At 50.4% G+C, this 16,360-nt stretch carries 33 protein-coding genes; all 33 read left to right on the forward strand.

What is annotated here, in order from left to right:
• Window positions 1–286 precede the first annotated feature (286 nt).
• Window positions 287–469, forward strand: coding sequence for a hypothetical protein (locus tag Q8M98_01730; protein ID MDP3113473.1), 183 nt, complete (start codon window positions 287–289; stop codon window positions 467–469).
• Window positions 462–788 carry a 30S ribosomal protein S10 gene (gene rpsJ / locus Q8M98_01735; GenBank protein ID MDP3113474.1) on the forward strand — a complete coding sequence of 109 codons (327 nt, stop codon included), beginning with the start codon at window positions 462–464 and terminating at the stop codon, window positions 786–788. The genes Q8M98_01730 and rpsJ overlap by 8 nt, the downstream gene beginning before the upstream one ends.
• Before the next feature lie 2 nt (window positions 789–790).
• Entirely contained in the window at window positions 791–1,423 is a 633-nt protein-coding gene (rplC, locus tag Q8M98_01740; protein ID MDP3113475.1) for a 50S ribosomal protein L3, read from the forward strand.
• A 15-nt stretch (window positions 1,424–1,438) separates the two neighbouring features.
• Window positions 1,439–2,074 (forward strand): 50S ribosomal protein L4, encoded by a 636-nt coding sequence (gene rplD, locus Q8M98_01745; protein ID MDP3113476.1) that lies wholly within the window; start codon window positions 1,439–1,441, stop codon window positions 2,072–2,074.
• A complete protein-coding gene (gene rplW, locus Q8M98_01750) occupies window positions 2,071–2,358 on the forward strand; it encodes a 50S ribosomal protein L23 (GenBank protein MDP3113477.1) in 288 nt (95 codons plus the stop codon). The genes rplD and rplW overlap by 4 nt, the downstream gene beginning before the upstream one ends.
• Window positions 2,359–2,369: 11 nt before the next feature.
• On the forward strand, window positions 2,370–3,200 hold the full coding sequence (rplB, locus tag Q8M98_01755) for a 50S ribosomal protein L2 (GenBank protein MDP3113478.1): 831 nt from the start codon (window positions 2,370–2,372) through the stop codon (window positions 3,198–3,200).
• A 12-nt stretch (window positions 3,201–3,212) separates the two neighbouring features.
• The gene (rpsS, locus tag Q8M98_01760) at window positions 3,213–3,488 is read left to right on the forward strand and encodes a 30S ribosomal protein S19 (protein ID MDP3113479.1); all 276 of its coding nucleotides are present in this window, start codon (window positions 3,213–3,215) and stop codon (window positions 3,486–3,488) included.
• A 14-nt stretch (window positions 3,489–3,502) separates the two neighbouring features.
• Complete coding sequence (gene rplV, locus Q8M98_01765; protein ID MDP3113480.1) at window positions 3,503–3,841, forward strand: 50S ribosomal protein L22; 339 nt, start codon at window positions 3,503–3,505, stop codon at window positions 3,839–3,841.
• A gap of 10 nt (window positions 3,842–3,851) precedes the next feature.
• Window positions 3,852–4,499 carry a 30S ribosomal protein S3 gene (rpsC, locus tag Q8M98_01770; protein MDP3113481.1) on the forward strand — a complete coding sequence of 216 codons (648 nt, stop codon included), beginning with the start codon at window positions 3,852–3,854 and terminating at the stop codon, window positions 4,497–4,499.
• 10 nt (window positions 4,500–4,509) lie between these two features.
• On the forward strand, window positions 4,510–4,929 hold the full coding sequence (gene rplP / locus Q8M98_01775) for a 50S ribosomal protein L16 (protein MDP3113482.1): 420 nt from the start codon (window positions 4,510–4,512) through the stop codon (window positions 4,927–4,929).
• On the forward strand, window positions 4,926–5,123 hold the full coding sequence (rpmC, locus tag Q8M98_01780; protein ID MDP3113483.1) for a 50S ribosomal protein L29: 198 nt from the start codon (window positions 4,926–4,928) through the stop codon (window positions 5,121–5,123). The genes rplP and rpmC overlap by 4 nt, the downstream gene beginning before the upstream one ends.
• A gap of 20 nt (window positions 5,124–5,143) precedes the next feature.
• Entirely contained in the window at window positions 5,144–5,380 is a 237-nt protein-coding gene (rpsQ, locus tag Q8M98_01785; GenBank protein MDP3113484.1) for a 30S ribosomal protein S17, read from the forward strand.
• A 14-nt stretch (window positions 5,381–5,394) separates the two neighbouring features.
• Entirely contained in the window at window positions 5,395–5,763 is a 369-nt protein-coding gene (rplN, locus tag Q8M98_01790; protein ID MDP3113485.1) for a 50S ribosomal protein L14, read from the forward strand.
• A gap of 22 nt (window positions 5,764–5,785) precedes the next feature.
• A complete protein-coding gene (gene rplX / locus Q8M98_01795; GenBank protein MDP3113486.1) occupies window positions 5,786–6,091 on the forward strand; it encodes a 50S ribosomal protein L24 in 306 nt (101 codons plus the stop codon).
• A gap of 12 nt (window positions 6,092–6,103) precedes the next feature.
• Entirely contained in the window at window positions 6,104–6,649 is a 546-nt protein-coding gene (gene rplE / locus Q8M98_01800) for a 50S ribosomal protein L5 (protein MDP3113487.1), read from the forward strand.
• Between the two features lie 10 nt (window positions 6,650–6,659).
• Window positions 6,660–6,845 carry a type Z 30S ribosomal protein S14 gene (locus Q8M98_01805; protein ID MDP3113488.1) on the forward strand — a complete coding sequence of 62 codons (186 nt, stop codon included), beginning with the start codon at window positions 6,660–6,662 and terminating at the stop codon, window positions 6,843–6,845.
• 15 nt (window positions 6,846–6,860) lie between these two features.
• Window positions 6,861–7,274 carry a 30S ribosomal protein S8 gene (gene rpsH / locus Q8M98_01810; GenBank protein MDP3113489.1) on the forward strand — a complete coding sequence of 138 codons (414 nt, stop codon included), beginning with the start codon at window positions 6,861–6,863 and terminating at the stop codon, window positions 7,272–7,274.
• A gap of 10 nt (window positions 7,275–7,284) precedes the next feature.
• Complete coding sequence (rplF, locus tag Q8M98_01815; protein ID MDP3113490.1) at window positions 7,285–7,857, forward strand: 50S ribosomal protein L6; 573 nt, start codon at window positions 7,285–7,287, stop codon at window positions 7,855–7,857.
• A 15-nt stretch (window positions 7,858–7,872) separates the two neighbouring features.
• The gene (rplR, locus tag Q8M98_01820; GenBank protein MDP3113491.1) at window positions 7,873–8,244 is read left to right on the forward strand and encodes a 50S ribosomal protein L18; all 372 of its coding nucleotides are present in this window, start codon (window positions 7,873–7,875) and stop codon (window positions 8,242–8,244) included.
• Window positions 8,245–8,256: 12 nt separating this feature from the next.
• Entirely contained in the window at window positions 8,257–8,778 is a 522-nt protein-coding gene (rpsE, locus tag Q8M98_01825) for a 30S ribosomal protein S5 (GenBank protein ID MDP3113492.1), read from the forward strand.
• Entirely contained in the window at window positions 8,775–8,960 is a 186-nt protein-coding gene (rpmD, locus tag Q8M98_01830) for a 50S ribosomal protein L30 (GenBank protein MDP3113493.1), read from the forward strand. The genes rpsE and rpmD overlap by 4 nt, the downstream gene beginning before the upstream one ends.
• A gap of 2 nt (window positions 8,961–8,962) precedes the next feature.
• Window positions 8,963–9,418, forward strand: a complete 456-nt coding sequence (rplO, locus tag Q8M98_01835) for a 50S ribosomal protein L15 (protein MDP3113494.1) — start codon at window positions 8,963–8,965, stop codon at window positions 9,416–9,418.
• 1 nt (window position 9,419) lies between these two features.
• Window positions 9,420–10,739, forward strand: coding sequence for a preprotein translocase subunit SecY (secY, locus tag Q8M98_01840; GenBank protein MDP3113495.1), 1,320 nt, complete (start codon window positions 9,420–9,422; stop codon window positions 10,737–10,739).
• Window position 10,740: 1 nt separating this feature from the next.
• The gene (map, locus tag Q8M98_01845; GenBank protein MDP3113496.1) at window positions 10,741–11,514 is read left to right on the forward strand and encodes a type I methionyl aminopeptidase; all 774 of its coding nucleotides are present in this window, start codon (window positions 10,741–10,743) and stop codon (window positions 11,512–11,514) included.
• On the forward strand, window positions 11,511–11,729 hold the full coding sequence (infA, locus tag Q8M98_01850) for a translation initiation factor IF-1 (protein MDP3113497.1): 219 nt from the start codon (window positions 11,511–11,513) through the stop codon (window positions 11,727–11,729). Before map ends, infA begins: the two co-directional genes overlap by 4 nt.
• A gap of 42 nt (window positions 11,730–11,771) precedes the next feature.
• On the forward strand, window positions 11,772–11,888 hold the full coding sequence (gene rpmJ, locus Q8M98_01855) for a 50S ribosomal protein L36 (protein MDP3113498.1): 117 nt from the start codon (window positions 11,772–11,774) through the stop codon (window positions 11,886–11,888).
• An 11-nt stretch (window positions 11,889–11,899) separates the two neighbouring features.
• Window positions 11,900–12,268 (forward strand): 30S ribosomal protein S13, encoded by a 369-nt coding sequence (rpsM, locus tag Q8M98_01860; GenBank protein MDP3113499.1) that lies wholly within the window; start codon window positions 11,900–11,902, stop codon window positions 12,266–12,268.
• Window positions 12,269–12,278: 10 nt separating this feature from the next.
• Entirely contained in the window at window positions 12,279–12,668 is a 390-nt protein-coding gene (gene rpsK, locus Q8M98_01865; protein ID MDP3113500.1) for a 30S ribosomal protein S11, read from the forward strand.
• 11 nt (window positions 12,669–12,679) lie between these two features.
• Complete coding sequence (rpsD, locus tag Q8M98_01870) at window positions 12,680–13,297, forward strand: 30S ribosomal protein S4 (protein MDP3113501.1); 618 nt, start codon at window positions 12,680–12,682, stop codon at window positions 13,295–13,297.
• 24 nt (window positions 13,298–13,321) lie between these two features.
• Complete coding sequence (locus Q8M98_01875) at window positions 13,322–14,446, forward strand: DNA-directed RNA polymerase subunit alpha (protein ID MDP3113502.1); 1,125 nt, start codon at window positions 13,322–13,324, stop codon at window positions 14,444–14,446.
• The gene (rplQ, locus tag Q8M98_01880; GenBank protein ID MDP3113503.1) at window positions 14,430–14,837 is read left to right on the forward strand and encodes a 50S ribosomal protein L17; all 408 of its coding nucleotides are present in this window, start codon (window positions 14,430–14,432) and stop codon (window positions 14,835–14,837) included. The genes Q8M98_01875 and rplQ overlap by 17 nt, the downstream gene beginning before the upstream one ends.
• 558 nt (window positions 14,838–15,395) lie before the next feature.
• On the forward strand, window positions 15,396–15,890 hold the full coding sequence (locus tag Q8M98_01885) for a helix-turn-helix domain-containing protein (GenBank protein MDP3113504.1): 495 nt from the start codon (window positions 15,396–15,398) through the stop codon (window positions 15,888–15,890).
• A gap of 5 nt (window positions 15,891–15,895) precedes the next feature.
• A partial coding sequence (locus Q8M98_01890; protein ID MDP3113505.1) for an IS630 family transposase occupies window positions 15,896–16,360 on the forward strand: 465 nt, incomplete at its 3' end.

Below are 16,360 nucleotides of genomic sequence, written 5' to 3' on the forward strand. Positions count from 1 at the left end.
CATGCATGAGCAATCGCTGATTGCCAATCTGAACATCTCCCAAATCTGTCAAGAAAATGTAAAATGGAAGCACTTAGACCACTTATTCTCCAAGTGCTCTGGTAAAGCAGCGTAGAATGGTGATGGTTTTTGAACAGTCTCAAGGGATCGAGACCAGATCAAACCAAAAAAGTATTTGACAAAAATAGGCGTTTCAAATTGAGTGGCTTTCATTAACCAAAAGCGGAATTAACGCACAGCACAAGTCCCAAAGATTGCAGGGACTTATAGTTCTTTAGGAGGAACGATGTTATCCTTTAAACGGGATACTCGTGATGAGTATCACGCGGGCAGAGCGCACTCGCTTTGCCGCACTAATTCAAGACAATTTATGCAGAATCAGAACCTGCTGATGCGGGTGAGCTCGGTTTTCACGAGTTTCATCCCGGTAGGGGTTTTCTGCCAAAAAATTGGAGGTACCAGTGAGTAAACTCGAAAATCGCATTCGGATCAAGTTGAAAGCATACGATCACCGCCTGTTGGATCAATCTGTGGCAGAGATAGTGAAAAGCACTCGCAACACTGGAGCCAAGGTCATCGGACCTATTCCACTACCAACAGACCGGACAGTATATACGATCCTGCGTTCACCCCATGCGGACAAGAAATCGCAAGACCAGTTTCAAATGCTGGTTCATAAGAGATTGGTCGATATCGTGAATCCCACCCAGCAGACCACTAACGCGCTCAAAAAGCTGAGCCTGCCTGCCGGAGTTCACGTGGAGATCAAGGCAAACTCAAGGAGCTGAGCATGTTGGGACTAATAGGAAAGAAAATTGGCATGACGCAGATCTTTGACGCCAACGGCAAAGTGATGCCGGTCACGGTGCTCAAAGCCGGTCCTTGCCGGGTGATCTGCAAACGCAACGAAACAGAACACGGATACGACGCCTTGCAGCTTGGTTATGAAGAGCTTGCAGAAAAGCGCGTGAGCCGTCCTCTGCTCGGACACTTCAAGAAAAACGGCAGCCCCACCTATCGCTATATCCGCGAGTTCCGTCCTTCCTTCGGACAGGAAACAGGGGATTACAACGTGGGCGACGAACTGAAAGCCGACCTATTTAAGGAATCTGAAACCGTCACCGTCACCTCAAAATCCAAGGGACGCGGTTTCACCGGCGTGATGAAACGCCACGGATTCAAAGGCTTCCAAGCTTCGCACGGCGTGCATGAATCCTTCCGCGGCGGCGGTTCGATCGGTCAATGCGCCCAGCCTTCCCGCGTATTCAAAAACACCAAGATGGCAGGACAGCATGGCAATGCCCGCGTGAGTGTGCGTCATCTCAGCGTCGTCAAAGTTGACGTCGAAAATGGTCTGATCATGGTCAAAGGCGCAGTCCCCGGGCACCGCAATTCATTGATCCTGATCCAGAAAGAACAGTAGGGGGGAGATAATCAAATGGTAAAAGCAATAAAATTCAATTCCCTCGGCGACCAAGTGGGCGAGGTCGAATTGCCGTCAAGCGTCTTTGATGTGGACGTCAATTCTCCCAAGATCCTGCTGCACGAAGTCGTGACGATGTACCTTGGCAACCAACGCCAGGGCACCGTTCAAAAGAAAAGCCGCAGCATGACAGCGGGCAGCACCCGCAAGCTGTTCAAACAAAAAGGCACCGGCAACGCCCGTGTGGGCTCGCGCCGTTCACCGATCCGCGTACACGGTGGCAAAGCCTTCGCGATCCTGCCCAAGAATTGGTATAAAAATATTCCGCGCACCAAGAAACGGCAAGCGCTCAGAGTCGCTCTTACGGATCGTGCCCGCGAAGGACGCATCTTCATCGTCGAAGGTCTCCTTTATGCTCAACCGAGCACCAAGCTGGCAAAAGACCTATTGGGCAAGATCATTGCCGAAAAAGGACGCAAACTCGTGGTCACGGACGGACATCACATCCCCACGGTGAAATCCTTCACCAACCTTCCGGATGTGATGACGGACAGAGCGGACAGCTTGCACGCTTATGAGATTCTCAAGAGCAGCTATATCGTCATGACCCAGGAAGCCCTGAATAAAGTGGAGGAGGTATTTGGCTCATGATACATCCGCGCAATATTGTAATCGCTCCGATCATCACGGAAAAAAGCAGCATGCAGATGCAGGACAATAACACCTACACTTTCAAGGTGAGCATCAATGCTAATAAGATAGAAATCAAGAACGCCATCGAACGCATCTTCGCGGTCAAAGTTCTTGCCGTAAACACCATCCGCATGCTTGGCAAGCCAAAACGTCTCGGACGTTATAGCGGCAAGCGACCGGATTGGAAAAAAGCGATCGTAACCCTTCGCCAAGGCGATAAGATCGCTGCTTTTGAAGTCTAAGAGGTGACATAATGGGAATTAAGAAATATAAACCGATCACCCCGACACTTCGTTATCGCACCGGATATACCTTTGATGAGATCACGACCGACACACCGGAAAAGTCGCTGCTCAAGCCATTGCACAAAACCGGCGGCCGCAACAACCAAGGCAGGATCACCTGTCGTCATCGCGGCGGCGGTCATCGTCGTCATTATCGCATCATCGATTTCAAGCGCGATAAAACCGGTATCCCTGCCAAAGTGGCTACCATAGAATATGATCCGAATCGTACAGCCCGGATCGCACTCCTCCATTACGTTGATGGAGAGAAACGTTATATCATCGCTCCTGACGGTCTTGCCGTCGGTGACAAAGTGATGTCTGGACCCGATGCCGAAATCGCGGTCGGAAACGCCCTTCCCCTGGAAAGAATCCCGCTGGGCTCGACCGTTCACAATATCGAGCTGAAAAAGGGACGCGGCGGGCAGATCGCACGCAGCGCCGGAACCTATGGACAGGTAGTCGCCAAAGATGGGGACTATGTCCATATCAAAATGCCTTCCAACGACGTGCATTTGGTGCGTAAGGAATGCCTGGCGACCATGGGACAAGTGAGCAACCCCGATCACAATCTGATCCAGATCGGCAAAGCCGGACGCAAACGCTGGATGGGTATCCGTCCCACCGTTCGCGGTGTGGCGATGAACCCCGTTGACCACCCTATGGGCGGCGGCGAAGGCAAATCCTCCGGTGGCGGACATCCAGTCTCACCTTGGGGCAAACCCGCCAAAGGCGGAAAAACCCGTAAAACCCGTAAGTATTCCGATAAATATATCGTGAAAGCAGTCAAAAAGAGATAATGGGAGGAAATTATGGCACGCTCAATTAAAAAAGGTCCTTTCGTTGATGATCACCTCCAGAAAAAAGTGGAAGTACTGAATACCGACAGCAAAAAAAACGTGATCAAAACCTGGTCGCGCCGCTCGGTGATTATACCCTCTTTTATCGGACATACCTTTTCAGTGCACAACGGGCACAAATTTGTGCCGGTGTATGTGACCGAAAACATGGTGGGACACAAGCTTGGCGAATTCAGCCCGACTCGTACCTACCGCGGTCACAAAGACAGAAAGAAAAAGGGTAAATAGGGGGAGATGAAATAATGGAAGCAACCGCTAAACTTCGTTTTGCCCGTGGTTCGGCTCGCAAGGCACGTCTGGTATTGGATATGATCCGCTACAAGCGCGTCAGCGAAGCCCAGAAGATACTTCAGTTTTCACGCAGAAGATCCGCTGTGTTGATACATAAGTTATTGGCATCGGCAATCGCCAACGCTCAGGTGAAGGAGCCCAAGGTCGATCTGAACCAGGTCTTCGTCACCAAAGCCGTCGCCGACGTCGGTCCCCAAATGAAACGTTATATGCCGCGAGCTCAGGGTAGAGCCTTTATGATTCGTCGTCCGACCTGTCATATCGCCCTGGAAATCCAGACACTGGAATAGGAGGAAAACCTTGGGACAAAAAATACACCCCATCCTGTATCGTATCGGTGTGAATAAAGACACCGAATCCATCTGGTTTGCGCAAGGAAACTCTTATGTGGAATTTCTCCAGGAAGATATCAAGGTCAGAAGCTATATCCACAAACGTCTTGCGGACAAGATGGTTTCAAAGGTCAAGATTTCCCGTAAAACCAGCTCGATCACCATCGATATCCACACTGCCCGCCCCGGTCTCGTGATCGGCAAAAAGGGCGAGGACATCGACCGTCTGCGCAATGAGCTGAATGTTCTCATAAATAAGAACCGCCTGGTGCCGATCACCGTCTCGATCAATATCGAGCAGATCGACAAACTGTGGCTGGACGCCCGCCTTGTTGGTCATGAGATCTCCCGTCAATTGGAAGAGCGCGTATCTTTTCGCCGTGCCATGAAAATGGCAATGCGCAACGTGCTCAAGGACGGAGCCTTTGGCGTGAAAGTTCAGGTTTCGGGTCGTCTCGGCGGCGCTGAAATTGCCAGAACCGAACGCTATAAGCAAGGCAGAACCCCGCTTCATACCCTGAGAGCCGATATCGACTATGCCATCGTGGAAGCAAATACCACCTACGGCGTCATCGGCATCAAGGTATGGATCTACAAAGGCGATATCTTAGGTTGAGGAGAGACAGATGTTAGCACCAAAAAAAGTAAGACATCGGAAGATGATGAAAGGCAGACGTTGCGGTCTGGCATGGACCGGCAGCAACATCGATTTCGGGGATTATGGTTTGATCGCGCTTGAAGCAGCGTTCATATCCAGCCGCCAGATCGAAGCTGCCCGTATCGCCATCACCCGTCACATGAAACGCTTGGGAAAAGTGTGGATTCGGATATTCCCGGATAAGCCGATCACCAGTAAACCGGCAGAAACGCGCATGGGTAAAGGCAAAGGCGCCCCTGAATATTGGGTTGCCGTGGTTCGTCCCGGACGCGTCCTTTTTGAATTGGAAGGCGTGGACGTCAAGATCGCCAAGGAAGCTATGCGCCTTGCATCGCACAAACTGCCAATCAGGACACGCCTCATCGCCCGTGAAGGAGTAGAACTATGAAGACCGAAGAAATGCGCGAATTGCATTTGGAAGAGCTGAACTCCAAGCTCGAAGAACTGAGAATCGAACTCTTTAACCTGCGGTTTCAGAAAGCCAGAAACCTATTGGACAGACCCGACCGGATCCGCATCGTGAGAAGAGAGATTGCCAGGATAAACACCATCGTCAACGAACAAGAAAAAGGCAGGAGGTGAACGTGGCTCTGTCTCAAAAAATGATCAAACAGGGTGTAGTTGTTTCCGACAAGAGCGATAAAACCATCGTTGTCAGAGTGCAACGACAATATATACATCCTTTGTATAAGAAGACCGTGCGCCGCCACAAAAAGTTTATGGCGCATGATGAGAATAACGAAGCCCATGAAGGCGATACTGTCCAGATCATGGAATATCGCCCAATGAGCGCCCGTAAACGCTGGATTTTGCACAAGATCGTGCAAAGAACCAAGTAAAGGGGAGTTTTGGAATGATTCAAGCTCAAACCGTATTGAATATCGCCGACAACTCCGGTGCCAAGAAAGCCATGTGTATCAAGGTCTTGGGCGGCACCAGACGCAAATACGCCTCCATCGGAGACGTAATCGTTGTCGCGATCAAATCCGCCACTCCGGGCGGTAAAGTCAAAAAAGGCACCGTCGAACGCGCGGTTATCGTGCGCACCGCCAAAGAAGTGCGCAGAGCGGACGGATCATATATCCGTTTTGCCGATAACGCCGCCGTCATCATCGACGAGAAGCACGAACCCAAAGGCACCCGTATATTCGGTCCCGTGGCACGCGAACTGCGCGAAGCGCACTATATGAAGATCGTGTCCCTGGCTCCGGAAGTGCTTTAGGGGAGGAATGATGTCAACTAAAATGAACCTTAAAAAAGGCGACTATGTGATAGTGATCAGCGGAGATGACAAAGGCAGAAAAGGCCGCGTCCTCAAATCTTTTCCCAAGACGGGACGCGTCATCGTGGAAAAAGTCAATCTGATCAAAAAACATGCCAAACCCTCCCAACGCAACCCTCAGGGCGGCATCATCACCAAGGAAGCTCCGATTCAGTCATCGAACGTAATGCTCTTTAACGAGAAACTGAATGCCGTGTCCAAACCTGTCGTCAAATTGCGCGATGGTATCCGCGTCCGCGTGTGCAAAAAATCTGGCGACGAGCTGTAAAGGAGCAAAAGCATGAACCGTTTGAAAGAACATTATAGCACCCAGGTAGTCCCGGCTTTGAACAAACGCTTTGGCTACAAAAACGCGCATCAGGTTCCCCGTCTGGATAAGATCGTGGTGAGCATGGGCGTGGGCAGCGCCACTCAAAACAAAGCCATCCTGGACAACGCAGTCAAGGATATGGAACAGATCACCGGCAGAAAAGTCATCATCACCCGCGCCCGCAAATCGATCTCAAACTTCAAGCTCCGTCAGGGCATGCCCATCGGATGCAAGGTCACCTTGCGAGCCGAAGTGATGTATGAATTCTATGACCGTTTGGTCTCCGTAGTCATACCGCGTATCAGAGACTTCCGCGGCATTCCGGCGGATTCGTTTGACGGAAGGGGAAATTTCTCCTTCGGTCTGAAAGAACAGACCGTCTTTCCGGAAATCGAATACGACAAGATCGATGCCATCCGCGGACTTAATATTACGATCGTAACCACGGCTAAAACCGACGAGGAAAGCCGTGAACTTCTCAGAGAACTTGGTATGCCATTCCAACGCAATCAATAAGGAGATTACCTTGGCAAAGAAATCATTGATAATCAAACAGCAAAGAACTCCCAAGTTCAAAGTCAGAAAATACAACCGCTGCCTACTTTGCGGACGCCCCCGCGCATTCATGCGCGATTTCGGCATGTGCCGTCTGTGCTTCCGCAAATATGCTTCCCAGGGACATATCCCGGGAATCACCAGGTCAAGCTGGTAAAAACTGGAGGAATAAATGAGCGTTAGTGATCCGATAGCTGATGCATTGACCAAAATCCGTAATGCATATCGTGCCGGACATACGCAAGTGATTGTAAATCACAACCGGCTCGTCGAATCGGTCGTGAAGTTACTCGCTGCCGAGAACTTTGTCAACAGCGTCCAGGTCCTGGATAAGGACCCGGAACAGAAGATTAATTATAAACGTATTTTGGTGATTCTGCGCTATACCAACGCCGGTGCCCCGGTGATGTTAGGTCTGGTGAGAATCTCCAAACCCGGAAGACGTGTCTATGTCAAAGCCGACAACATACCAAGCGTGTATAACAATACCGGCTGCGCCATCATTTCCACCAGTGATGGTGTGATGGTGGATCGCGATGCCAGGATCAAGCGCGTCGGCGGCGAATTCGTCTGCAAGGTTTGGTAGGAGGTTTGAAGTGTCACGCATAGGAAAAGCCCCCATCAAACTTAATTCCGATACCGAGGTGCAGATCGTTGATTCTCTTGTGAGTGTCACTGGCAACCTGGGCAAACTGAGCTACCGGCTGATGCCGGGGATCAGCGTCAACATCGAAGACAACGTTATGAACGTACTTCGCAGTGACGATAGCAAATCCCAGAGAGCTCTGCATGGACTCACCCGCGCACTATTGCAAAATATGGTGACCGGAGTCAACGAAGGCTACCTGAAAACCCTTATTATCATCGGAACCGGATATTCCTCCGAGGTCATCGGACCCTGGCTGAAATTGTCCTTGGGATACTCGCACGACATCGTGCTGCAGATTCCCGAGGGATTGAAAGTGGAAGCCCAAGCCGTACCCCGCGCCAAGGGAACCAGAAGCGATCTGCAGAGCATTATCCGCATCAAGGGGATAGACAAGCAGGTCGTGGGTCAATTCGCCTCTGAAGTGCGCGCTTGCCGCCCACCTGAAAACTACAAGGGCAAAGGCGTCCGCTATCAGGACGAACACGTCACCATCAAAGCCGGAAAAGCCGGGTCGAAGTAAACGAGGTGCCACTAAATGATAAAACCTAGTAATATTACCAAAACCGCCCTTCGCCAACGCCGCAGAGCCGCGATCCGCAAGCGCTTGAGCGGCACCGCCCAGCGCCCCAGACTGGCTGTTTTCCGCAGCTTGAAGCATATTTATGCCCAGATCATCGACGACGCCAAGGGTCTCACTCTCGTCTCGATGTCCAGCAAAGCCAAGGATTTCGATGCCGACAAAGGCACGAAGAGAACCGAATTGAGTTTTGTGGTCGGTGTCAAATTGGGTGAAAAAGCCCTCGCCGCCGGCATCACCAAGGTCGCCTTTGACCGTGCCGGATACAAGTATCACGGCAGAGTCAAAGCTCTGGCTGATGGTGCCCGCAAAGCCGGTTTGGAATTCTAAAAGGAGGATCGCTTGAATTACGAACGTAGTAGCCATACAGAAGATGATAAATTGATCGAAAAGATCATTGAGACCAAGCGTGTTTCGAAAGTCGTCAAGGGCGGCAGAAACTTCAGTTTCAGCGCCATCGTCGTCGTGGGAGACCGCGCCGGCAATATCGGAGTCGGCAATGGCAAGGCAAATGAAATCGTCGATGCCATTCGCAAAGCCAAGGAAAAAGCCGCCAAATCGATGTTTCGCGTTCCCATGGTCAAAGGCACGATCCCACATGAGATCGTTTCCCGCTATGGAGCCAGCCGCGTGATGATGAAACCTGCTTCGGCAGGTACCGGAGTCATTGCCGGTGGAACAGCCCGCGCCATCTTTGAAGCTGCCGGAATCCAGAATATTCTCTGCAAATCCCTCGGCTCAAACACCCCCTGCAACGTGGTCAAAGCCACGATCGCCGGGTTGAAATCCATGCGCACTCTGAACGACATTGCCCGCCTTCGCAACAAATCCATCGCCGAAATCACCGGACAGGAGGAGAAATGAAGCTCAAAGTCACGCTAATAAAAAGCACGATAAACCGAAAGGAAGACCATAAACGGGTTGTCAAGTCCCTCGGTCTGGGACATCTCGGCAAATGCCGAATTCATGACGATAATCCTTGCATTCGCGGTATGATCAACAAAGTTGCCTTCATGCTCAAAGTAGAAGAAGTGCAAGGAGAATAGGAATGTTGACCTTAAGTAATCTGGGCAAACCAGCCGGAAGAAAAAATAAAAAACGCCTTGGCAAGGGTCAGGGAAGCGGTCACGGTCATCAAGCCGGACGCGGACACAAGGGTAAGAAAGCCCGATCCGGTGGAAAGGTTCCATCTTGGTTCGAAGGCGGTCAGATGCCCATGCAGCGTCGCTTGCCGAAACGCGGCTTCAAGAATATCTTTCGCGTCAGCTACCGCGTGCTCAATCTCTCCCGTTTGATCGGCATCGAAGAGACCGATTATGATATCGCCAAACTCGAATTGATGGGTTTGATCCCGAGCAAGGGACAAAAATCAAAGTCTCCCGTCAAAGTCCTTGCCTCCACCTTGGAAGAGTTCACTCTGGCTGTAAACGTGAAGGCAAACGCTTTCTCCAAGCGTGCCAAAGAGATCATCGAAGCCAACGGTGGCAAGGCGGAGGTGGTGTAATTTGTTTAAGACTATCGTAAACATGTTCCGGATTCCGGACTTGAAGAAGAAGATATTATTTACCGCACTGTTTCTGGTGCTATACCGCATGGGTAGTTTCGTGCCGATTCCCGGCGTGGACGCCACCCAGCTCAAAGCTTTCTTCGAAGGCGCCAAAGAAGGCGGAAACACCCTCTTTGGTTTATTGGATCTGTTTGTGGGCGGAAACTTTGAGCGTGCCTCAGTCTTTGCACTGGGAATCATGCCCTATATCACCGCCTCGATCGTTATCCAACTCCTCGGAAGCATCATTCCCTATTTTGAGAAACTGCGCAAAGAAGGCGCGGACGGTCAGAAAAAGATGAATCAGATCACCCGCTATGCCACAGTCGGCTTGGCGGCGTTCAATTCGGTCACCATCACCATCTGGCTTGCCAGCCTGCCCGGCGGAGTCATTCCGCTTCCGGGATTGCTATTTCAGTTCACCGGAATCGTGACCCTCATCACCGGCACCATGATAGTTATGTGGTTGGGTGAGCAGATCACCGAACACGGAATCGGAAACGGAATCTCACTGATCATCTTTGCCGGTATCATTGCCCGCTACCCTGAAGGCTTCATCCGCATGTTCAGATTGATGCAATCAAACCTGAATTATGTGTGGATATCCTTGCTTGCCCTCGCAGTGATGGTTGCCGTCACCGCAGCGGTGATCTATGTGACCGAAGCCGTGCGCAAGATCCCCGTCCAGTATGCCAAACGCATCGTCGGACGCCGGGTCTATGGCGGTCAGAGCACATATATTCCGCTAAGGGTAAACACCGCGGGTGTGATTCCCATCATCTTTGCCCAATCCGTATTGATGTTTCCCGCCACGATCGCCGCAATGATCGGTGGAACTGCCAGCGCAGGTTTCTGGGTTACTCTGCAGGATTGGCTGCGCCCCGGTGCCGCGCTCTACACGGTGCTCTATGTCAGCATGATCATCTTCTTTGCCTATTTCTATACCGCGATAGTGCTCAACCCCACTGAAATGGCTGAAAACATGGTCAAATACGGCGGACACATTCCCGGTAAAAAGCCCGGAAGAAAGACCGCTGAATATATCAGCACGGTGCTCACCCGCATCACTCTCCCCGGAGCGGTTTTCTTCGCTTTCGTGGCATTGATCCCGGAAATCATGAGCACCTATTTCAAGCTGCCATTCTATTTTGGCGGAACCGGTCTCATCATCGTCGTCGGCGTCGCGCTGGACACTCTGCAGCAGATCGAATCCCATCTCGTGATGCGTCACTATGACGGTTTCATGAAGAAGGGAAAACTCCGCGGACGCACCAGTTAGTATGATCTTTATCAAATCAGCTTCCGAGATCAATATGATGCGCAGCAGCAGCCAGATAGTGGCAGAGCTGCTGGAAGCGCTTGCCGGGATGATCAAGCCGGGGGTGGACACCCTTGAGCTGGATACTTTTGCCGAGGACTTCATCCTTTCCAGGGGGGCGAAGCCTTCCTTCAAGGGATATACCGTTCCTGGGCTGAAGCCATATCCCGCGGCGATCTGTGCCTCGGTCAATTCCGGCATTGTGCATGGATTGCCCTCGGCAAAGGTCATACTCAAGGAAGGTGATATTATCGGGATTGACGTTGGTGTGAACAAAAACGGTTTTCATGGAGATGCTGCCAGAACCTATGCGGTGGGGGAAATCTCCGAATCCGCAAGGAACCTGATGCAGATCACCCATGAATGCCTGATACGCGGAATCGCGGCAGCCAAACCGGGAAACCGGGTTGGGGATATTTCCCATGCCATCGAATCCCACGTCCAAGCCAACGGCTACTTTGTGGCGGACAACCTCACCGGTCATGGTATCGGCAGGACTCTCCACGAAGAGCCTCAGATCCCAAATTATGGCAAGCCAAGCCGCGGTCCTCGTCTTTCCGCGGGTATGACTCTTGCGATCGAACCGATGGTCAATATCGGAACTAACCGGGTCAAAGAGATCGGCTGGGAATACTTTACCGAGGACGACAGCCTGTCCGCGCATTTTGAGCACACGATCCTGGTTACAGATCATGAACCCGAAATTCTCAGCCTCGCAGGAGGACGCAACCTATGAGCAAATCCGGCGTCATTGAAGTGGAAGGAATCGTCACCGAAGCTCTTCCAAACACTACTTTTCGCGTGCAACTGGAAAACGGCCATGAAATATTGGCGCACAGTTCCGGCAAAATGCGCATGAACTATATACGTATTCTCCCCGGAGACAAGGTCAAGGTGGAGCTTTCTCCTTATGACCTTTCCCGCGGACGTATCACATATCGCTATAAATAAACATTGCATGAAGATAATGGACTTTAGTGCAAGGAGACCAAAATGAAAGTCAGATCATCTGTCAAAGTAGTCTGCAAAGACTGCCGCATTATCAAGCGCTACGGCGTGATTCGCGTTATCTGCAGCTCGAACCCTAAACATAAACAGAGACAGGGATAAGGAGGACGAACTTGGCACACATTGCAGGTATTGAAATTCCCAAAACCAAACGTCTGTTTATCGGTCTTACCTACATCTACGGCATCGGTCCAACGATCGCCAAAGATCTCTGCCGCAAAGCGGAAATCGACGAGATGAAAAAGGTGTCCGATCTCACAGTCGAAGAAGAAAAAGCCCTTCGCGATATCATCCAGAATGATTACATCGTCGAAGGCGCGCTCAGAACCCAGATCGCTATGAACATCAAACGTTTGATGGAAATCGGCAGCTATCGCGGCATGCGCCACAAACGCGGCTTGCCCGTTCGCGGCCAAAGAACTCACACCAATGCCAGAACCCGCAAGGGACCTCGCGCCGGTGCGATTAAGAAGAAGAAATAGGAGCAAGGAAATGGCAAAGAAAACCAGAGTAAAGAAAAAGCGCGTGCGTCTCGCATTCGACGAAGGCTTGGTCTTCGTGCATTCCAGCTTCAATAACACGATCATCACGCTGACTGACCGCGCCGGAAACGTCCTCGCTTGGTCAAGCGGCGGAAAGATCGGTTACAAGGGCTCCCGCAAGAGCACTCCCTTCGCCGCTCAGATGGCTGCTGCCGAAGTGGCAAAGATCGGGCAGGAAATGGGTATCAACCGCGTCGGGGTGATCGTCAAAGGCCCCGGCGGTGGCAGAGAATCCTCCATACGCGCCATCAATGCCGCGGGCATCAAAGTTACCATGATCAAGGACGAAACCCCGATTCCTCACAACGGCTGCCGTCCGCCCAAAACCAGAAGGATATAAGGGAGCAGATAATGGCAAGATATACAGGACCCAAAGCCAAGCTTTGCCGCAAGTTCGGAGAAAACATCTTCGGCACGGCAAAATATGATAAAATACTGGGAAAGAGAAAGTTCCCCGCAGGACAGCATGGCAAAAACATGCGCCGCAAACTGAGCGACTATGGCATCCATCTCAGAGAAAAACAGAAACTGAGAAACACCTATTGCCTGCTCGAAAAGCAGTTTAAAAATTACTTTGTCAAAGCTGCCAAATTGCCCGGCGTCACCGGTGACATCCTGCTGCAAATGCTGGAAAGGCGCATGGACAACGTCGTCTATCGTCTCGGCTTTGCAGTCACCCGCATGCAATCCCGCCAGTTTGTGACCCATGGTCATTTTCTGGTCAACGGCAAAAAGGTGGACATCCCTTCCCAATTGCTAAAAGCAGGCGATGTCATCGAAGTTCGTCCCAAAAGCAGAACCATGAAAATGCTCGTCGATGCTGTGGAAAGAACCGAGATCAGCTCCCCTTACGCATGGCTTTCCGTCGATAAGGAAAACCTGCGCGGGCAGTTTGTTTCGATCCCTGCAGCCTCCGAAATTCCCAATACCGTGGACCTTCGTCTTATCGTTGAGTTCTACTCCAAATAATGCTTAAACAAGCGAGGAGTCATTATGTTGTACCTTGAACCCTTACAGATGCCGGAACTTGTCGATCACGACAAGGATAGCTACACGCGCAATTACGGCAGATTTGAAATAGGTCCGCTGGAGCCCGGATTTGGAACCACGCTCGGTAATACCCTGCGCAGGGTTCTATTATCCTCAATTCAAGGGGCTGCCGTTCGCTTCGTTCGCATCGAAGGCTTGCATCACGAGTTCTCCCCCATCATGGGCACAAATTCGGATTATATCGATCTGATCCTGCGCCTCAAACAACTGGTGATCTATTCCAACTCCGTTGAGGAAGTCACCGTTATTCTCGAGCACCACGGCAAGGGAATCCTCACTGCCTCATTGATCCAGGAAAACGCCAATATCAAGATCATCAACAAGGATCTCTATCTCCTGGAAGTGACCGAGGACGTCGATCTCAAGATCGAACTCATCATCGGCATCGGTCGCGGCTATTTTTCCGCCGACCGTCAGAATCCCGAAGGCAAAGCAATCGGTTTCATTCCCATCGATTCCGTCTATTCTCCCATCCTCAAGGTCAATTTCAGCGTCACTCACCAGCGCGTCAAAGAACGCATGAATTACGACAAACTGATCCTGGATATCTATTCCAACGGCGCTGTCGAACCAAAGATCGCACTCTTTCTGGCTGCCAAAATCCTCAGGGATATGGCTGCCAAGATGTGTCTCTTTGAAACCGAGCCGGAATATATCCGCGATGTGGAACTCGATCCTTACCTTGAAGAGAAGGAACGCATCCTCAATATGAGCGTCAAGGAGATCGAACTCACCGTTCGCGCTGCCAATTGCCTCACCAGCGCCAAGATCGATACCATCGGCGAACTTGTCTCAAAATCCGAACCAGAAATGCTGAAATTCCGCAATTTCGGCAAGAAATCCCTCGAAGAAATCGTCCAGAAATTAAAAAAATACGATCTGGAACTGGGTATGGACGTGGAATCCATCTATACGAAAATACGCGAAGCGAGGAGCAGAGGGGTCAGACCTCAAGTCGTCACCTCCGCGGAAACCGCTGAAACAAAAGAAGATAAACCCGCCACCGTTCCCCCCAGAAAACCAGTCCCATCAGCAAAAAAGAAGGTGAAACATGCGACACAGAGTTGAAGGTAGAAAATTCGGCCGCGAAATGGATGCCAGAAGACTGATGATCAGAAACCTGGTCAAATCCATGGTCGAACATGGACAGATTACCACCACTCTTGCCAAAGCAAAGGAACTCAGAAGCCACGTCGAACGCGTCATCACCTATGGCAAAGCCAATAGCGTGCACGCGCGCCGCCTTGCCTACAGCGTTCTTGGCGATAGATCCCTGGTCAAAAAACTGTTTGATGAGATCGCTCCGGCGTTTGAAGGCCGCAATGGCGGCTATACCCGCGTCCTTAAAGCAGGATTCCGCAAAGGCGATTCCGCCCCCATGGCGGTCATCCAGTTTGTGGAACAATCCACCATCAAACCCAAGAAAGACACGATCAAAGCAAAAGACCTGAATAAATAAGCATAGGCAAGCTGAAGATATCATAGAGCGGATGCACATCGCGTCCGCTCTTATCTTATTGTGGTTAAATGCGTTGCCTTACTCTCAATACGCTCCGCTGTTTCCACATTGGTATGTCCTAATTGTAATTGCTCACGCCTCGGGTGCGGGACGCAAAAACTTATCAAATAGAATTATCGCCTCCAGCCAATCGTATCCAATTAATCGCTTCCGTAAATCGCTTCCGCAGCATCCACATGCTGCGCTACACTGCTCTCCCACTTGGCTGCGTTAATCAAGCGTTAATCAAGCGTTAATCAAGTGTTAGTTTTATTACGCTTGATTAACGCTTGATTAAGGCTTGATTAACGCCTTGGAAAGAGGAAGGAATAACAAGAGACTGCGGGACAAGAGGATGAGAGATGAGTAGTTGCGTCAATGCAAGCGGGAGATTGCAGTTTCGATGAAAAGCTCAATAAAAAGGTTGCGCCAGACGCGGATGTATTATACAAGATTTATATTGACATGCCATAAATACTGATTATATTGTCTCATATCTAAACTTAGAAGGAGTGAGAAATGGGACGACCTAAGCAGAGCTTGGATTCATGCACATTGGAAGCCATTGAGCAATCAATATCAGCTTTACACAATGGAGCTGTGGTCAGGAAACTAACGATATTATCGAGCTATGCCTGGCTCACGACCGAGGAGATATCTAGGGCACATCGAATTAACCCCCGTACTCTTTTCCGTTGGATAAAGCAGTTCAAGGAGCACGGAATTGAGGGTTTAGTTGACAACCCTAAAGGTCATAAACCTGCAATCTTGACTGATGAGATGAAAAGCCAAATAGTACAGTGGATTACCACCCAAAAAGACAATGACGGCAATACCGTTTTTTGGACGCTCGACAAACTTAGGGGAGAGTTAGAAAGGGTATATGGCGTGAAGATCAGCAAACCTGCCCTGTCTGTGAATCTATCAAACATGAAGCTCCGATACAAGCGACCCCGCCCAACCCATATCAAGGCAGACAAGGAAAAGCAAGCAGAGTATAAAAAAAAACTCTAAGTTACTTGAAGGTAAAAACTGAAAGCAATCCCGCTCTAAGGGTATTCTTCTTTGACGAAGCTCGTTTCGGCCTCCAAACAAGCTTGGCCAGAATCTGGGCGTTGTCAGGAAAACCCCTTCAGATAAAAGTCAAACAAGCCTACCAGAATTTCTACATTTATGGCGCTGTAGAACCAAAGACCGGTGAGAATTTCTCACTCTTTCTGCCCTGGGTCAACACTGAAATGATGAATCTGTATCTGGAACAAATGAGTCATGCGTTTACAAACGAAGAGATCGTCATTATCATGGACCAAGCAGGATGGCATAAATCAAAAGATCTCGTTGTGCCTGACAATATCGAAATCATCTACCTACCTCCATACTCACCTGAGCTAAATCCGATTGAAAGATTGTGGAAGTACATGAAAACACACTTTATTCATAATCGTGTCTTCGATTCACTCAAGCAAATGATGGCACACATGGTA

Source organism: Candidatus Cloacimonadaceae bacterium, assembly GCA_030693415.1.
Taxonomy (GTDB): Bacteria; Cloacimonadota; Cloacimonadia; order Cloacimonadales; family Cloacimonadaceae; genus JAUYAR01.

Excerpts from the sequence above, each read along its gene's own strand:
- Q8M98_01730 (MDP3113473.1), top strand. The coding sequence starts at position 287 with ATGTTATCCTTTAAACGGGATACTCGTGATGAGTATCACGCGGGCAGA.
- rplC (MDP3113475.1), top strand. The coding sequence starts at position 791 with ATGTTGGGACTAATAGGAAAGAAAATTGGCATGACGCAGATCTTTGAC.
- rplD (MDP3113476.1), top strand. The coding sequence starts at position 1,439 with ATGGTAAAAGCAATAAAATTCAATTCCCTCGGCGACCAAGTGGGCGAG.
- rplW (MDP3113477.1), top strand. The coding sequence starts at position 2,071 with ATGATACATCCGCGCAATATTGTAATCGCTCCGATCATCACGGAAAAA.
- rplB (MDP3113478.1), top strand. The coding sequence starts at position 2,370 with ATGGGAATTAAGAAATATAAACCGATCACCCCGACACTTCGTTATCGC.
- rpsS (MDP3113479.1), top strand. The coding sequence starts at position 3,213 with ATGGCACGCTCAATTAAAAAAGGTCCTTTCGTTGATGATCACCTCCAG.
- rplV (MDP3113480.1), top strand. The coding sequence starts at position 3,503 with ATGGAAGCAACCGCTAAACTTCGTTTTGCCCGTGGTTCGGCTCGCAAG.
- rplP (MDP3113482.1), top strand. The coding sequence starts at position 4,510 with ATGTTAGCACCAAAAAAAGTAAGACATCGGAAGATGATGAAAGGCAGA.
- rpmC (MDP3113483.1), top strand. The coding sequence starts at position 4,926 with ATGAAGACCGAAGAAATGCGCGAATTGCATTTGGAAGAGCTGAACTCC.
- rpsQ (MDP3113484.1), top strand. The coding sequence starts at position 5,144 with ATGATCAAACAGGGTGTAGTTGTTTCCGACAAGAGCGATAAAACCATC.
- rplN (MDP3113485.1), top strand. The coding sequence starts at position 5,395 with ATGATTCAAGCTCAAACCGTATTGAATATCGCCGACAACTCCGGTGCC.
- rplX (MDP3113486.1), top strand. The coding sequence starts at position 5,786 with ATGAACCTTAAAAAAGGCGACTATGTGATAGTGATCAGCGGAGATGAC.
- rplE (MDP3113487.1), top strand. The coding sequence starts at position 6,104 with ATGAACCGTTTGAAAGAACATTATAGCACCCAGGTAGTCCCGGCTTTG.
- rpsH (MDP3113489.1), top strand. The coding sequence starts at position 6,861 with ATGAGCGTTAGTGATCCGATAGCTGATGCATTGACCAAAATCCGTAAT.
- rplR (MDP3113491.1), top strand. The coding sequence starts at position 7,873 with ATGATAAAACCTAGTAATATTACCAAAACCGCCCTTCGCCAACGCCGC.
- rpmD (MDP3113493.1), top strand. The coding sequence starts at position 8,775 with ATGAAGCTCAAAGTCACGCTAATAAAAAGCACGATAAACCGAAAGGAA.
- rplO (MDP3113494.1), top strand. The coding sequence starts at position 8,963 with ATGTTGACCTTAAGTAATCTGGGCAAACCAGCCGGAAGAAAAAATAAA.
- map (MDP3113496.1), top strand. The coding sequence starts at position 10,741 with ATGATCTTTATCAAATCAGCTTCCGAGATCAATATGATGCGCAGCAGC.
- infA (MDP3113497.1), top strand. The coding sequence starts at position 11,511 with ATGAGCAAATCCGGCGTCATTGAAGTGGAAGGAATCGTCACCGAAGCT.
- rpmJ (MDP3113498.1), top strand. The coding sequence starts at position 11,772 with ATGAAAGTCAGATCATCTGTCAAAGTAGTCTGCAAAGACTGCCGCATT.
- rpsK (MDP3113500.1), top strand. The coding sequence starts at position 12,279 with ATGGCAAAGAAAACCAGAGTAAAGAAAAAGCGCGTGCGTCTCGCATTC.
- rpsD (MDP3113501.1), top strand. The coding sequence starts at position 12,680 with ATGGCAAGATATACAGGACCCAAAGCCAAGCTTTGCCGCAAGTTCGGA.
- Q8M98_01875 (MDP3113502.1), top strand. The coding sequence starts at position 13,322 with ATGTTGTACCTTGAACCCTTACAGATGCCGGAACTTGTCGATCACGAC.
- rplQ (MDP3113503.1), top strand. The coding sequence starts at position 14,430 with ATGCGACACAGAGTTGAAGGTAGAAAATTCGGCCGCGAAATGGATGCC.
- Q8M98_01885 (MDP3113504.1), top strand. The coding sequence starts at position 15,396 with ATGGGACGACCTAAGCAGAGCTTGGATTCATGCACATTGGAAGCCATT.